Below are 13,719 nucleotides of genomic sequence, written 5' to 3'. Positions count from 1 at the left end.
TTATCTCTACAGGAGTCCAGCAGAAGAGAGGAATGAGATTATGTGTGGAATAACCGGCTGGATCGATTGGACCCGGGATTTAACCCAGGACAGCATCAGCCTGATCAAGATGACCGAGACATTAGCGCTGCGCGGTCCTGATGCATCGGGTACATGGATTTCATCCCACTGCGCGCTTGGCCACCGCAGGCTTAGCGTTATAGATCCCGAGAATGGCGCTCAGCCGATGATTCGGCGCTCGGGCGATGACACATATGTCGTTGTCTATAACGGCGAGCTTTACAACGCGCTTGAGCTGAGGAAAGAACTGGAGGACCGCGGTAGAACCTTTACGACCCACTGCGATACCGAAGTTCTTCTGGTGGCTTATATGGAATGGGGCAAGGCCTGCGTCGAACGGTTCAACGGCATTTTTGCCTTTGCGATTTGGGATGTTACCGAACAGGAGATGTTCCTGGCCCGCGACAGACTAGGCGTCAAACCGTTGTTCATCAGCTTTGCGGATGGACTTTTTATTTTTGGTTCCGAGCCAAAAGCCATTCTGGCCCATCCGGCTGTCAAAGCGGAGGTAGGAGCTGAGGGGTTGGCGGAAATCTTCATCATCGGTCCTGCCCGCACGCCGGGCCAAGGCGTATACAAAGATATTACGGAGCTGCTGCCGGGGCAATGCATGACGGTTACCCGTTCAGGCGTCCGCAAGACAAAATATTGGAGCCTTGAGACCATCCCCCACGAAGAGGATGTGGAAGCAACCGCCGAGCATGTCCGCGAGCTCCTGAAGGATACAACCGAACGCCAGCTTGTATCGGACGTGCCGGTTGGGACACTGCTCTCCGGCGGTCTCGACTCCAGCGCATTGACGGCGTTAGCCGTAAGTTATTACGAGCAGACCGGCCAAGGCAATGTAAACACGTATTCCGTGGATTACCGGGATAACGACAAGCATTTCAAGGCGCATGCCTTCCAGCCGAACAGCGACGCTCCATGGATTGAACGAATGGTTTCCCATCTGGATACGATTCATCATCCGATCCAGTTCGATACGCCGGAGCTGGTTGGCGCGCTGCGCGATGCGACGCTGGCACGCGATTTGCCGGGCATGGCGGACGTCGACGCTTCCCTCCTGCTGTTCTGCCGCGAGATTAAAAAAGGCGCTACCGTTGCCATTTCCGGTGAAGCGGCGGACGAAATCTTCGGCGGTTATCCGTGGTTCCACCGCGAGGAAGCGCTAAGCGCCAATACGTTCCCTTGGTCCCTTGCTTCTTCGATGCGGGCTGATCTTCTTGCGCCGGATGTTGCTTCATGGATCAAGCCGATTGATTATATTAACGACCGTTATGCGCAGGCGATTGCCGAGGTGCCTCATCTGGACGGAGAGTCCGAGACGGTACGCAAAATGCGCAAAATGTCGTACCTGAACATTACCCGTTTCATGCCTACTCTGCTCGATCGCAAGGACCGAATGAGCATGGCTGCCGGACTGGAGGTGCGGGTACCGTTCTGCGATCACCGGCTCGTGCAGTATGTCTGGAATATCCCTTGGGAGATCAAAACAGCCGGCGACCGCGAGAAGGGTATCCTTCGCCGGGCGTTACGCGGCGTGCTGCCCGAAGACGTGCTGACGCGCAAGAAAAGCCCGTATCCAAAAACGCATAATCCGAATTATCTGGCGGCCGTTAAAGGCCTGGTGCTCGATATATTAAACGATCCTTCCTCTCCGCTGCTCCCTCTCATTAATGTGAGCAAGATCAGAGAGCTCGCTGAGTCGGATTCGGCAAAATCGAATATACCGTGGTTTGGTCAGCTGATGTCCGGACCGCAGCTGTTTGCTTATTTGTATCAGGTGAATACTTGGTTGAAGGAGTATGGAGTTAGCGTGAAGTGAGTGTGAAGTGATCGTGAAGTGATAATCGCTGCGCATTCGAATGTTCTTCCGATCGCCATTGCTCGTGGATTCCTCTGATTAAATGGAATAGAGGTAGGAATCCCCTCACAAAAGCGAACACTTCGTTTCTCCAGAATCATTCGATCGCTCCGCTCACCAAACCTTTTGGGGAATAAAAAAAACGTCACCGGTTTAATCCGGTGACGTTTTTTGCATGGTTACTTATTGGAAAGCTTTTCAATCAGCTTTGCGAGAGCATTGCCGCGATGACTGATCGCCTGCTTCTCTTCCTTGGACAGCTCCGCCATCGAGCGGTTGAGCTTCGGAAGCCAGAATAACGGATCGTAGCCGAATCCGCCTTCACCGCGAGGCTTCTCGGCAATATAGCCGTCAACCGTGCCTTCCGTCTCGACAAACTCTCTGGTTGCCGGATCGTATAAAGCAAGTACGCAGACGAATTGCGCGGGGCTTAACAGCCGAGTGCCGTCCGCAAGAGGTTCGGCTGCATCCGGCGCATTCAGGCGCCTCAGCTCTTCCAGCAGCTTGGCGTTATTTGAAGCATCCGTAGCGCCTTCACCTGAATATCGAGCCGAATAGACTCCCGGTGCTCCGCCAAGCGCCGTTACACGCAAGCCGGAATCGTCGGCGAGCACGGGTACGTTAAATGCGTCTCCTGCCGCTTTCGCTTTAATCCGGGCATTGGCGGAGAACGTATCGCCGTCTTCCACGATATCCGGAAAATCCGGATATTCGTTCAGGCTGACAACCGTTCGTCCAAGCTTCGCGAAAGCATGGGCGAATTCTCTCACCTTGCCCTCGTTTTTCGTCGCGATCAATATAGGCTGTGCCACTTCGTTACCCTCCGATCCGGTCCGCGATCTCTCCCAGTACCGCACGCTGCCTCTCGATCAATTCCTCGATCCCGCCTTCTGCCAGCTCGAGCAGCTTGTTCAGCTCTTCGCGCGAGAAAGGCGAGTCTTCCCCCGTGCCCTGCAGCTCGACGAATTTGCCTTCTCCTGTCATGACCACATTCATGTCGACCTTCGCTTTGGAATCCTCGTCGTAGTTCAGATCCAGCAGCTCGCGCTCCTGGATAACGCCAACGCTAACCGAGGCGAGAAAAGCCGTAATCGGGTATTTGGCAAACTGCGTTGTTTTCGACAGCTTGTTAACGGCGAGACACAGCGCTACGAAAGCGCCCGTAATCGACGTTGTGCGCGTACCTCCGTCCGCCTGAATAACATCGCAGTCAAGGGTAATCGTCCGTTCGCCCAGCGCCTGCAGATCCACGACAGAGCGCAGCGCGCGTCCGATCAGACGCTGAATTTCCATCGTACGGCCCGACAGCTTGCCTTTTGCCGACTCCCGATGATTACGGGAATGGGTAGCGCGCGGCAGCATCGAATATTCGGCCGTAATCCAGCCCTTGCCTTGTCCCTTCATGAAAGGCGGAACCCGTTCTTCAACGCTGGCGGTACAAATGACCTTTGTCTCGCCAACCTCAATCAGAACGGAGCCTTCCGCGTATTTGTTAACACCTGTCGTTATCGTAACGGGCCGAAGCTGGTTCGGTTGCCGACCGTCTGTCCGCATTCTTTTGTTCCTCCTGAATCATTCGCTTTTGCTTATGTACTAGCCATGCAATCTATCCTATTTTACCAAAGCAGTCTGCGAAAAGCATCTTTTCCGACAAAAAACAGTCCCGACCGGTCTGAGCGACCAGTACGGGACTGCTTTTAAACTCGATGCTTTCTTAGCTTTTTATCGCATTGACATGATGCGGACGGGATACCGGCTTGCTGTAATCCACATTATTTTCGTCGGTTACCGTCTGGCCGTTCAGCGTAATTTGGACTTGGGCGGCACCGGTGTTCTCCGTAATCGACAAGACGATGGCTTCGAGCATCTCGGCCGGAGCAGGGAGACCCGTCTCAAACGCCTGATCCTTCAGATCTACCGTTACCGTATCATCCTTCTGTTTGATGCTGTTCACTTCAACATCGTTAGTAAGAACGGCCGTCAGATTCTTAGCGTTCAGCGGACCGGTAATAAGCTGTTCCATTGCCGCTTGCGCAGAGGACTCATCGGAACGGTTAATCAAACGCGTAACTGGGACATAATACTGTTCGTCATTGGCGGTTTGCGACGAGAAGTAAAGAGTTACCGGCGTGGAGTTCAAATAGTTGACTCCGTCAGCAGCCTCAAGGTTGATCCCCACGGAACGCGTAAGCGGCTCGTCAAGCGGGAAGCCGCCCTGCGGCATTTCCGGCAGCTTGGCGCCGTCGTACATCACTTCAACGCCCTTTGCTCCCATTGCCGTCAATGTCCAAGTAATGGCTTCAACGATTGTACGCTCGTCCGTTGCAGGATAATCCGTAAACGTTCCGCCAAAATCAACCGTAGCGACCTGCGTTTTTTGATCGATGTGAAGCGACTTCACTTCCGTGCCTTTTGGCAGTACCGCACGGAAATCTTCCGGCAGCTGGCTTGCGAAGCTTCCGCCGTCCACCATAATTTCGAGAGCCTTCTTGCCGGCTTCCTCTACCGCATTCTGTGTAAGCGATGCTTTCAGCGACACCGGCGCGAGGTAACCGTTGCGGTCTTCCAGATACACGGTCAGGTTGGAGTCGTCATCTTGTCCAGGCATAACAGCCTGTCCCGTATTTGTGCCGTCTACGTTACCTGTTGATGCGGTTTGCTGCGGCGGGTCGATTTCCCCTTTTGTATCCTGCGAAATCAAGCCGCATCCTGTTGCAAGAATGGGAAAAACCAGCACACCGCAAATTGCTGCACGGCGAATCCATCTTGTTTGAGTCATTGAACTTTCCTCCCAAATTAAGTTATTGCCTGCTCGGCGACTTTGTACATTTGTTGATTTGTAGTACTATGTATACGAGCCCTTCCCTTTTTTAGACCAGTTTTGTCCACAAAATCTGAGGGGGTTAACGAAATTGTTCAAACAAGTCACTTACAGCTTAAACAGCCGCGAAGTCGCGGAAGCCACCAACCAATGGCTCGACAAACGCGGGGTATCCAAAACATCTATTGCACAGCTCGTGCATTTTCTTCAGAAGGATTATTATCCCGAACTGACGTTGGACGAGTGCATCACTAACGTGGAAGCCGTTCTGTCCAAAAGAGAAGTGCAGAATGCCGTATTAACCGGCATCCAGCTCGATCTTCTGGCAGAAGAAGGCAAGCTGATGGCTCCGCTGCAAGAGATGGTTCGAAATGACGAAGGCCTGTACGGATGCGATGAAATATTGGCTCTTTCCATCGTTAACGTATACGGCAGCATCGGGTTTACTAACTTTGGCTATATCGACAAGCTGAAGCCGGGTATTCTGAAAAAGCTGAATGACAAGAACGACGGTCAAATCCATACTTTCCTGGATGATATCGTTGGAGCAATTGCCGCTGCAGCCGCAAGCCGTCTGGCTCACCGCAAGCAAGCCGGACGCGAAGAAGAAGCGGAAAGATTAAAGGAATAGAAACTGGCGAAAAAGCTGTCCTGCATTTGCGGGACAGCTTTTTCTATGACGCGGCTCCTCTCTGAACCTTTTCTATAATTTGGAATAGTTTAGTAGTAAAAGCAAAATGCGAGAGGAGTGAACAGGCAGGATGAAAGAGGAGAACGAGAAACATATCGCATGGCATAGCTCCTATATAACCCGGGAAGACAGAGAGCGCTCGAATGGTCACCGGAGCTGTATCCTTTGGCTGACCGGCTTGTCCGGTTCCGGCAAATCCACCTTAGCCGCGGCTATAGAAAAAGAACTGTATAGACAACAGTGCCGCTCTTATATTCTGGACGGCGACAATCTGCGGCACGGAATAAACCGGGACCTGGGTTTTGACCCGGAGGATCGGTCGGAGAATATCCGCAGGATTGGCGAATTAGCGAAGCTGCTTGCCGATGCAGGCATGATAACGATTGTGGCCGCGATCTCCCCCTACAGACAAGACCGGGACAACGTACGGGCAGTATGTAAACCGGGCGATTTTGTAGAGGTGTACGTGCAATGCACGGTTGAGGAATGTGAGCGAAGAGATCCAAAAGGATTGTACAAAAAAGTACGATCAGGGGAAATCAAGCATTTTACAGGCATTTCAGCGCCTTATGAGCCGCCGCTTCAGGCAGAGCTTGTACTTAGGACGGATGAACTCACCGTTTCCGACTCGGTTATCGAAGTGATGTCCTACATTCGGAGCCGGCAGCTTGATCGTGCAAGCCTGGAAAAGGAGATGGAATCATGACAAACAAGCAGCTGCTTTATTTGCATATTCCAAAAACGGCCGGTTCCTCTTTTACCCAGGCGATCACCGATAATTGTCCGAACACCGTTCATTTCCATACGCTGAAAGACGGTTTGCAATTAAGCGAACAGCTTATCGACGCGGATGCCTTATGCGGACATTTCATTTACGGCATTCATCATTTCACGAAGCGGCCTTACCGGTATATTACCATGCTCCGACATCCTCTTGAACGGACCCTCTCCCATTTTTACTTCAAATACAAAAATCCTGCATACGAAATCTCTTATGATGAAGAGCTTACCTTCGAGGAGTACGTTCTTAACCCTTACTACGATGCGGAGTACTGTAATCTTCAAGCTAGAATGATATCAGGCGAGCTCAATAACCCGTATCCGAATTTCAAAAAAGCCCGCGCTCACTTAGACAAACATTTCGCTTTTGTCGGCCTTACGGAGCAATATGACATTTCGTTATTTCTGCTTGCGCAGATCATGAACTGGAAACCGCAGTATTATCCTAAAGTCAATGTCACGCCTAACCGCCCGGCATACAGCACCTTATCCAGCGATGCCATCAAAAACGTCATTCTAAAAAACGAGATTGACCGGAAGCTGTATGAGCATGCCTGCAACCGATTTAACGAAAGCGTATTGGACTTGTCATCCGAACAAACGAATCAGCTCAAAGCCTATTTAAGAGCGGCCAGAAGTTAAAATAAAAAAGGCCTCACAACCGTGAAGCCTTCCCCTATTCCTTTATTCGGCAGTCCGGAACATGACCGTATCCGGCGTACCTGTCCGAATCACTTTCCCCCGCTTCTCCAAATAATGGAGATGGGCAATCGTCTCCGACATGGCAAAGCGCAAATTATGGGGATTCGTCCTCAAATGACCGCCAAATTGATGCTCGCATACTTCAAAAGCACTGCTTGGCTCCCTAAGCATATCCCACATTTTACTCAGCCGACGTTTATGATGCTCTTTTATTTCAAAGATCCGGTTGATAAAATCGTCAAACGGCTCCCGATGGCCGGGGAAAGCCAGCTTCACCTTGTAGCCTAACAACTCGTCCAGACTGTTTAGGAAACAGCCAAGCGGATCCTCTTCCTCACCCGGATTAAAAGCAATATTCGGCGTGATATGGGGCAATACCTGATCTCCGCATATCATGATTTCCTTATTGGGCTCGTAGAAGCACAGCTGCCCGAAAGCATGCCCCGGAGCATCAATCATCTGCCACTCCGTTCCGCCAAGCCGTATCGTTCCGCCGGCTTTCAGGTAGGTCACTTCGGGCTGCGGCGATACTTGCCGGACAAAGCCTTCCAAATTGTTCTTAATGTCGAGCGTCAGCTCATCCGGCATCCCGTGGATGGCGAAATGCGCGCGGAGCTCGTCCGCGTAAGTACTGCTCTCTCCCCACAAACGACGCGTATAACCGTGGGAACGCTCCGAGATATATACAGGCGCGCCCGTCCGCTTTTGGAAATACCCGGCAAGACCGTAATGGTCCGGATGCTGGTGCGTAAGCACAATGCGTTTGATTTGCTCCATGGTTAAACCATGGTTAAGGAATACCTCCTCCCAGGCCGCAAGCGCGTCATCCGTATGCAGACCGGGATCAATAACGGTATATGCCCCGCCGTCCTCGGGAATCAAATAGCTGTTAACCCATTTTAATGAAAAAGGAAGCGGAATTTTCGCTTGAATCCATCCGCCGTCCCATACCTTTGTCTCCACCGTCATGGATGCTGTGCCCTCCCTATACGCCATTCAACCATCGTAAACCCTGCCGACAGTCTAGTATTCGCTTAACTCCCCATGCTTACTTGTTTATCTGGCTGGAATAAGCCGGGTTGTATGATGAAGCTCGGAAATCGCCGCGGCGCCGATTCCGAACATGGCCGCACGCAATTCAAATTCAATACGTTCGAATTGTTCAATCAGCTGCTCCACGGAAACCCGGGTCTCCCCGTTTGCCGCACGGGGAAGAAGCGCCCGTCCAAAGCCGGCAATATCGGCTCCAAGCGCCATCGACTTCGCCGCGTCTACGCCATGCTGAAGACCGCCGCTTGCAATTACCGTCGTATTCGGCAGCCGGCTTTTCACTTCCCTGATGCTCTCGGCAGTCGGAATTCCCCAACCTGCGAAAGCTTCGGCCGCAAGCCTTCGCATCGGGTCATTCTGGCGGTATTTTTCTACCTGGCTCCAGGACGTGCCGCCCGCTCCAGCTACATCTATAAAGGCAGCGCCTGCCGAAGCAAGGGCTGCAGCCGTATCGGCGTCAATTCCCCAGCCTACTTCCTTAATTCCCACAGGCACGGACAATGCTCGGCATACCTCCTCAATGCGGGGCAGCAACGTGCTAAAGTTCGTATCCCCCTCCGGCTGAAACACTTCCTGCATGCTGTTCAGATGAAGGACAAGCGCATCGGCTTCCGCAATTTCCACCGCCCTGCGGCAGGCATCGACCCCATATCCGTAATTAAGCTGAACGGCGCCCAGATTTGCGATCACAGGAACGGAAGGCGCGATATCTCTTATATAAAAGGAAGCCGCCAATTCCTCTTGTTCAATTGCGGCCCTCATCGATCCCAAGCCAATCGCCCAGCCTCTTGTTTCCGCTGCTTCAGCCAGACGCCGGTTAATCGCACCTGCTTCGTTTGTGCCTCCAGTCATCGAACTGACCAGCAGCGGCGTACGCATACGGCGCCCCAGCCATTCCGTATCCAGCCTGATATCGTCAAACGCAATCTCGGGAAGGGCATTATGACGGAAACGAAATTGGTCAAATCCCGTTTGAATCCCTTCACCCGCTACGTTCTCCTGCAGGCAGATGCGGATATGCTCGCTTTTGCGTTTCGATGTGGAAGCGCTTGCCCCCGATATTTGCTCTACTGTCATATAGGGCAATCCTCCTATTTGTATAGCCAACCTCCGCTTATGCATAAATGCTAAGCATAAGCTTTAAGCTTTGCGAGAATACTTTTGTTCATCATAACCCAGCGATCAGGAGCGGAGCAAGGATAGGACAAGGTCTGATTATGTTTTTGGCGTTTGCAATCATAAAAATGAATTTTACAATCAATTTTGTTGTTAAAATGAATAATATAATTTAGAATAGAGTCAAATGAGTTAGAGGGGGCATCTTCCATGAACGTACGAATTTTTGACACGCAATTAGAGCTGGACGCCTTTGCGGCCGAGCTATTTATCGATATCGTTAAATCGAAGCCAAACGCGGTACTAGGACTTGCAACAGGATCGACACCCGTAGGCATTTATGCCAAAATGGTAGAGAAATACCGCAAAGGCGATGTATCCTTCGCCGATGTTACGACGTTTAACCTAGACGAATATGTCGGGTTGAAGCCTTACAATGATCAAAGCTACGCTTATTATATGAACAAGCATTTATTCGCTCATATCGATATACCGGATACGCAGACTTTCCTTCCAAACGGCATGGCGGAGGATCTTGATGCCGAATGCGCGCAGTATGACAGCATGCTGCTGGAACGGCAGATTGATGTCCAGCTTCTGGGGATCGGTCATAACGGCCATATCGGCTTTAACGAGCCGGATCATGCTTTATCGGGCGAAACTCACGTCGTGAAGCTGAAGGATGAGACGCGGGAAGCGAATGCGAGATTTTTCGCAAGCATGGACGAAGTGCCGGAGTACGCGATTACGATGGGCGTTGGCTCCATTCTGAAAGCAAATTCGATTGTTCTCGTGGTACGCGGCGCGGATAAAGCGGATATCGTCAAACAAGCGTTGACCGGCCCCATTACGACGGAGGTACCGGCATCCTTGCTCCAGACGCATCCTCGCGTAACCGTGCTTCTTGACCGCGAGGCGGGAAGGATGTTGGGATAATGACACAACAAGGCGGCAATTCGCTGCTCATTCATAACGTAAAGATCGTTCTGGAAGATCGGGTGACAGAAGGCAGCGTAAGCATCAAGGATGGTATTATCGCTAGCGTTAATGAAGGCAAGGAAGAGACAACGGGCTTTGAGCATGTCCTGGACGGACAAGGCGCTTGGCTGCTGCCGGGCTTCATCGATGTCCACGTACACGGCGGATTTGGCGGAGATTTCATGGATGCCAATGAAGAAAGCTATGACACGATCACGAAGTTCCATGCTTCCCAAGGAACGACCGGGATGTTGGCTACAACGGTAACGGCCTCCCAAGAAGCCATTGAAGAGGTATTCCGGGCAACCAGCGCGTATATGAAAAAAGATATGCCGTACGCCCCGCTGCTTGGCGTCCATCTGGAAGGGCCTTTTATCAGCCTCAAGTGGATTGGAGCCCAGAACCCGGCATTCCTGTCGCCGCCGCGAATAGACTGGCTGGAGGATTGGACGGCGCGTTATCCGGGCATTCTCAAGCTGCTGACGCTTGCCCCCGAGAATGAAGGCGCCATCGAAGCGATCAAATGGCTGTCCGACCATAACGTCGTTGTCGCTTGCGGTCATACCGATGCAACCTTTGAAGTGATGACGCTAGCGGCAAAAGCCGGACTTACGCATGCCGTTCATACTTATAACGCCATGCGCCCGCTTCATCATCGCGAGCCGGGTACCGTAGGCGCTGTGCTGACCGACGACCGGATTTACGCGGAGCTTATCGCTGACGGTCATCACGTGCATCCGGGAGCGATCAAGCTGCTTGCTTCCTCCAAGCCGGAGGATAAGCTTATTCTTATTACCGATGCGATCTCCGCAGCCGGAAGACCGGATGGCTTGTATGACCTTGGAGGATTGCCCGTTATCGTTCAGGATGGCGTAGCAAGACTGCAGGAAGGCAATCTGGCCGGCAGCAGCTTGACGATGATTAACGCTTTCCGCTATATGCTGGAAAATTCCGGGTTAACCGTTAATGAGATCAGCCGTTATGCCAGCGCCAACCCGGCAAGACAGCTTGGCTTGTTCGAGCGAACCGGCTCCATCGCGGTTGGTAAACAGGCAGACCTGGTGCTTGCCGAACCCGATTTCGGCAAAGTACGATCGACATGGGTAAACGGCAGACAGGTCTATTCGGCCGAGTAAGCAAAAAACAAAGAGCGGTTGAAGGAGTATGATTTCTCCTTCAACCGCTCTTTCTATTCCTGCTCTGCTGCCACATGGACAACGATCTGATGTTGCCCGGCCTTGTCCGCCAGATCTCCCGTTAACGGCACATCGGTAATAAAAGCCTGCAGCTCAGGCAGCGCAGCGATCGAGAACAACGAGGTCTTGCCAACCTTTGTCTGGTCAAACACCGCATACGTGGTATGGGAACGCTTGATAAGCGCCTTTGCAATCTGAGCTTCCTGTTCGGAATAGGTCGTAATCCCGCCGGCAGCGGATATGCCGTCCACTCCGATGAACATTTTTCCGATATTCAGATGCGCGACCATTCCTTCGCCAAGCGGCCCGCATAGCTCAAAGCTGTTATGCCGCATAATGCCGCCGGTTACGACAACCTGAACGCTGCTGCCCGCAAGCTCCATCGCGATATTGACGGCGTTCGTAACAACGGTTATCCCGCTTCTCAGCTTAAGCAGCTTTGCAATCAGATAATTCGTTGTTCCGCCCGACAAGCCAATCACATCGCCCTCTTCGATAAGCGAGGCCGCTTTGGCAGCGATACGCTCCTTCTCCAGATACGACAGCCCTTCCCTCTCCGCAAACGCCGTGTCGCGGACCGTATTCATGCCGTCATACATCGCACCGCCGATGGTTCGAATGATCGGATAAGTCGCTTCCATTTGCTCCAGATCGCGTCTAGCCGTCGCCTCCGAGCAATCAAAGCGTTCCACCAGCTCTTGAATCGTAATGCGTCCTTGCTGCTTGAGCAGCTGCAATATCGCTTCGCGGCGGCGCTGACCCTTGGATCCAGAAACGTTCGAATCTACCATTATTATCGCTCCACCCAAGCTTTGGAGGACATGCGCTGCTCAACGGCGCTCCACTCCGGAAGAGCTTCCCAGTCACCGCGCATTTGCACGACAAGCGATCCGTTGATGCTGGCCAGACCAACCGCTTCCACCGGCGTCATGCCTTTCATCACGCCAGCGAGGAAGCCCGCGCAGAAGCCGTCCCCTGCTCCAACGGTATCGACTACCTTCTCGGCCGGATAGAACGGAACGCTTACTTCTTCGCCGTTATCAAGCACGACCGTCGTGTCGCCAAGTCCTTTAATAACCGTAACCGCTTTGAGCTGTTTCAGCTTTGCCTTCACTTCTTCAAAATCATCTGTCTGGTACAGAAGCTTCAGCTCATCCCAACCTGGCAGGAAGTAATCCGCTTCTTCAGCAAGAGGGAGCAGCACTTCGCGCGCTTCTTCAATCGACCAAAGCTTAAGGCGCAGATTCGGGTCAAAACAAATCTTGATGCCGGCCTCTTTCGCAATCTGTACGGCCCGAAGCACCGTTTGCTTCGCGCTTTCGCTAAGAGCTGTTGTAATGCCCGTAATATGCAGCAGCTTGGCTCCGCGGATATAATCCGCATCCAGCTCTTCCGGAGTCATCCGGCTAGCCGCGGAATGCTTGCGGTAGTAATGAACGGCAAGACGGCCCGCCACCTGCTCGCGGAACATCATGCCGGTTGGAGCTTCATCGCTGAATTTTACGCGCGATACGTCAACGCCTTCTCCGCGAAGCGTTTTCACAATCATGCGGGCGAAAGGATCGTTGCCAAGCGCCCCGAACCAGCCTACGGAGCACCCGAGTCTTGCAAGTCCGATTGCCACGTTGCTTTCCGCGCCTCCGAAGCCTTGCTCCAGCGTTGTTGCCCGTTCCAAAGCCTTATGCTCTTGCGGCATAAACAATGCCATCGATTCCCCAAAGGTTACTACGTCTGGTGATGACTGTTGCACGATTTCTCCTCCTAAAAAGAATTACTACACAAGTAGTCCATTATAGTGACTACTGTAGTAATTCTTACTTCGTAAGCATTGACCTAAAGAATTACTACACAAATAGTCATAAAAGTGACTATTGTAGTAATTCTTACTTCGTAAGCATTGACTTAAAGAATTACTACACAAGTAGTCGTTCTCTGACTGCTGTGGTAATTCTTACTTCGTAAGCGTTGATTGTTACTTGTACATAGGGAAAGCCATGAAATAAATGACAACCACGTAAAGAACCAATACGATCAAGCTAAACGTGCGTGCTTTCGCGATATGACCCGTCGCGCTTTGTCCGTCCTGAATCGAGGATACGATACGCTTAAGCGGCTTCGACATAATGCCGGAGATAGCTGCGATAGCAAGGAACAGGATCGTTACGATAATCATCCAGGCAACGGAATAATCCGCCTGGGACATCATGTAGCCACCCGTCAGCAGCTGAATAATAAGCGCATATTGCACAATCCGGTTTGCAGATACAAGGCCGTCAGCCAGTCCGCCTTGTCCGAGGCCGGCAAGCTTTGTCGCTTTGCCAATCATGATCGGAAGGACGATATAAAAGCCCATCCCGACTGCCCCTAGCAAGTGTAAAAAGAAAAACACATCATTCATGAAATACCCTCCTGCATATGCGTAATCTACCAATAAGTATACTAAATGCCTGTCTGAAACACA

14 protein-coding genes are annotated in these 13,719 nt (G+C 51.9%); 6 read left to right on the top strand and 8 right to left on the bottom strand.

Features of this window, described 5'->3' with window-relative positions; translation table 11 throughout:
• Nucleotides 1-40 precede the first annotated feature (40 nt).
• Nucleotides 41-1,885 (top strand): asparagine synthase (glutamine-hydrolyzing), encoded by a 1,845-nt coding sequence (gene asnB, locus WFJ73_RS18005; RefSeq protein ID WP_336774377.1) that lies wholly within the window; start codon nucleotides 41-43, stop codon nucleotides 1,883-1,885.
• A 218-nt stretch (nucleotides 1,886-2,103) separates the two neighbouring features.
• On the opposite strand, the gene WFJ73_RS18000 is transcribed toward asnB, so the two are convergent.
• From WFJ73_RS18000 to WFJ73_RS17990, 3 genes are all read right to left on the bottom strand, one after another.
• On the bottom strand, nucleotides 2,104-2,736 hold the full coding sequence (locus tag WFJ73_RS18000) for an XTP/dITP diphosphatase (RefSeq protein WP_336774376.1): 633 nt from the start codon (nucleotides 2,734-2,736) through the stop codon (nucleotides 2,104-2,106).
• Nucleotides 2,737-2,740: 4 nt separating this feature from the next.
• On the bottom strand, nucleotides 2,741-3,478 hold the full coding sequence (gene rph, locus WFJ73_RS17995) for a ribonuclease PH (RefSeq protein ID WP_336774375.1): 738 nt from the start codon (nucleotides 3,476-3,478) through the stop codon (nucleotides 2,741-2,743).
• Between the two features lie 160 nt (nucleotides 3,479-3,638).
• Complete coding sequence (locus WFJ73_RS17990; protein ID WP_336774374.1) at nucleotides 3,639-4,703, bottom strand: GerMN domain-containing protein; 1,065 nt, start codon at nucleotides 4,701-4,703, stop codon at nucleotides 3,639-3,641.
• Nucleotides 4,704-4,836: 133 nt separating this feature from the next.
• On the opposite strand from WFJ73_RS17990, the gene WFJ73_RS17985 reads away from it, so the two are divergent.
• From WFJ73_RS17985 to WFJ73_RS17975, 3 genes are all read left to right on the top strand, one after another.
• Complete coding sequence (locus tag WFJ73_RS17985; protein ID WP_336774373.1) at nucleotides 4,837-5,376, top strand: phosphatidylglycerophosphatase A family protein; 540 nt, start codon at nucleotides 4,837-4,839, stop codon at nucleotides 5,374-5,376.
• A gap of 130 nt (nucleotides 5,377-5,506) precedes the next feature.
• On the top strand, nucleotides 5,507-6,142 hold the full coding sequence (gene cysC / locus WFJ73_RS17980) for an adenylyl-sulfate kinase (RefSeq protein ID WP_336774372.1): 636 nt from the start codon (nucleotides 5,507-5,509) through the stop codon (nucleotides 6,140-6,142).
• On the top strand, nucleotides 6,139-6,858 hold the full coding sequence (locus WFJ73_RS17975; protein WP_336774371.1) for a sulfotransferase family 2 domain-containing protein: 720 nt from the start codon (nucleotides 6,139-6,141) through the stop codon (nucleotides 6,856-6,858). The genes cysC and WFJ73_RS17975 overlap by 4 nt, the downstream gene beginning before the upstream one ends.
• A gap of 42 nt (nucleotides 6,859-6,900) precedes the next feature.
• Here the strand turns inward: WFJ73_RS17975 and WFJ73_RS17970 are convergent, their stop codons facing one another.
• Together WFJ73_RS17970 and fni are read right to left on the bottom strand one after the other, a co-directional pair.
• Nucleotides 6,901-7,887 carry an MBL fold metallo-hydrolase gene (locus WFJ73_RS17970; protein WP_336774370.1) on the bottom strand — a complete coding sequence of 329 codons (987 nt, stop codon included), beginning with the start codon at nucleotides 7,885-7,887 and terminating at the stop codon, nucleotides 6,901-6,903.
• Between the two features lie 87 nt (nucleotides 7,888-7,974).
• A complete protein-coding gene (gene fni, locus WFJ73_RS17965; RefSeq protein ID WP_336774369.1) occupies nucleotides 7,975-9,045 on the bottom strand; it encodes a type 2 isopentenyl-diphosphate Delta-isomerase in 1,071 nt (356 codons plus the stop codon).
• Between the two features lie 249 nt (nucleotides 9,046-9,294).
• On the opposite strand from fni, the gene nagB reads away from it, so the two are divergent.
• Nucleotides 9,295-10,020, top strand: a complete 726-nt coding sequence (nagB, locus tag WFJ73_RS17960; RefSeq protein ID WP_336774368.1) for a glucosamine-6-phosphate deaminase — start codon at nucleotides 9,295-9,297, stop codon at nucleotides 10,018-10,020.
• Nucleotides 10,020-11,198, top strand: a complete 1,179-nt coding sequence (gene nagA / locus WFJ73_RS17955; protein ID WP_336774367.1) for an N-acetylglucosamine-6-phosphate deacetylase — start codon at nucleotides 10,020-10,022, stop codon at nucleotides 11,196-11,198. The genes nagB and nagA overlap by 1 nt, the downstream gene beginning before the upstream one ends.
• 53 nt (nucleotides 11,199-11,251) lie before the next feature.
• Here nagA and WFJ73_RS17950 read toward each other — a convergent pair whose 3' ends face one another.
• The 3 genes from WFJ73_RS17950 to WFJ73_RS17940 form a co-directional block, all read right to left on the bottom strand.
• Entirely contained in the window at nucleotides 11,252-12,049 is a 798-nt protein-coding gene (locus WFJ73_RS17950; RefSeq protein WP_336774366.1) for a DeoR/GlpR family DNA-binding transcription regulator, read from the bottom strand.
• 2 nt (nucleotides 12,050-12,051) lie between these two features.
• Nucleotides 12,052-13,008 carry a sugar kinase gene (locus tag WFJ73_RS17945; RefSeq protein WP_336774365.1) on the bottom strand — a complete coding sequence of 319 codons (957 nt, stop codon included), beginning with the start codon at nucleotides 13,006-13,008 and terminating at the stop codon, nucleotides 12,052-12,054.
• A 222-nt stretch (nucleotides 13,009-13,230) separates the two neighbouring features.
• Nucleotides 13,231-13,656, bottom strand: a complete 426-nt coding sequence (locus WFJ73_RS17940) for a hypothetical protein (RefSeq protein WP_336774364.1) — start codon at nucleotides 13,654-13,656, stop codon at nucleotides 13,231-13,233.
• Nucleotides 13,657-13,719: the final 63 nt, after the last annotated feature.

The organism is Paenibacillus sp. MMO-58 (assembly GCF_037146255.1).
In the GTDB taxonomy this organism is placed as follows: domain Bacteria; phylum Bacillota; class Bacilli; order Paenibacillales; family Paenibacillaceae; genus Pristimantibacillus.
This window is presented reverse-complemented; position numbering and strand designations above follow the sequence as displayed.

What these genes read in the sequence shown, in the direction of transcription:
- WFJ73_RS17975 (WP_336774371.1), top strand. Translation starts at nt 6,139, where the DNA reads ATGACAAACAAGCAGCTGCTTTATTTGCATATTCCAAAAACGGCCGGT.
- WFJ73_RS17970 (WP_336774370.1), bottom strand. Translation starts at nt 7,887, where the DNA reads ATGACGGTGGAGACAAAGGTATGGGACGGCGGATGGATTCAAGCGAAA.
- nagB (WP_336774368.1), top strand. Translation starts at nt 9,295, where the DNA reads ATGAACGTACGAATTTTTGACACGCAATTAGAGCTGGACGCCTTTGCG.
- WFJ73_RS17950 (WP_336774366.1), bottom strand. Translation starts at nt 12,049, where the DNA reads ATGGTAGATTCGAACGTTTCTGGATCCAAGGGTCAGCGCCGCCGCGAA.
- cysC (WP_336774372.1), top strand. Translation starts at nt 5,507, where the DNA reads ATGAAAGAGGAGAACGAGAAACATATCGCATGGCATAGCTCCTATATA.
- nagA (WP_336774367.1), top strand. Translation starts at nt 10,020, where the DNA reads ATGACACAACAAGGCGGCAATTCGCTGCTCATTCATAACGTAAAGATC.
- rph (WP_336774375.1), bottom strand. Translation starts at nt 3,478, where the DNA reads ATGCGGACAGACGGTCGGCAACCGAACCAGCTTCGGCCCGTTACGATA.
- asnB (WP_336774377.1), top strand. Translation starts at nt 41, where the DNA reads ATGTGTGGAATAACCGGCTGGATCGATTGGACCCGGGATTTAACCCAG.
- WFJ73_RS17940 (WP_336774364.1), bottom strand. Translation starts at nt 13,656, where the DNA reads ATGAATGATGTGTTTTTCTTTTTACACTTGCTAGGGGCAGTCGGGATG.
- fni (WP_336774369.1), bottom strand. Translation starts at nt 9,045, where the DNA reads ATGACAGTAGAGCAAATATCGGGGGCAAGCGCTTCCACATCGAAACGC.
- WFJ73_RS17990 (WP_336774374.1), bottom strand. Translation starts at nt 4,703, where the DNA reads ATGACTCAAACAAGATGGATTCGCCGTGCAGCAATTTGCGGTGTGCTG.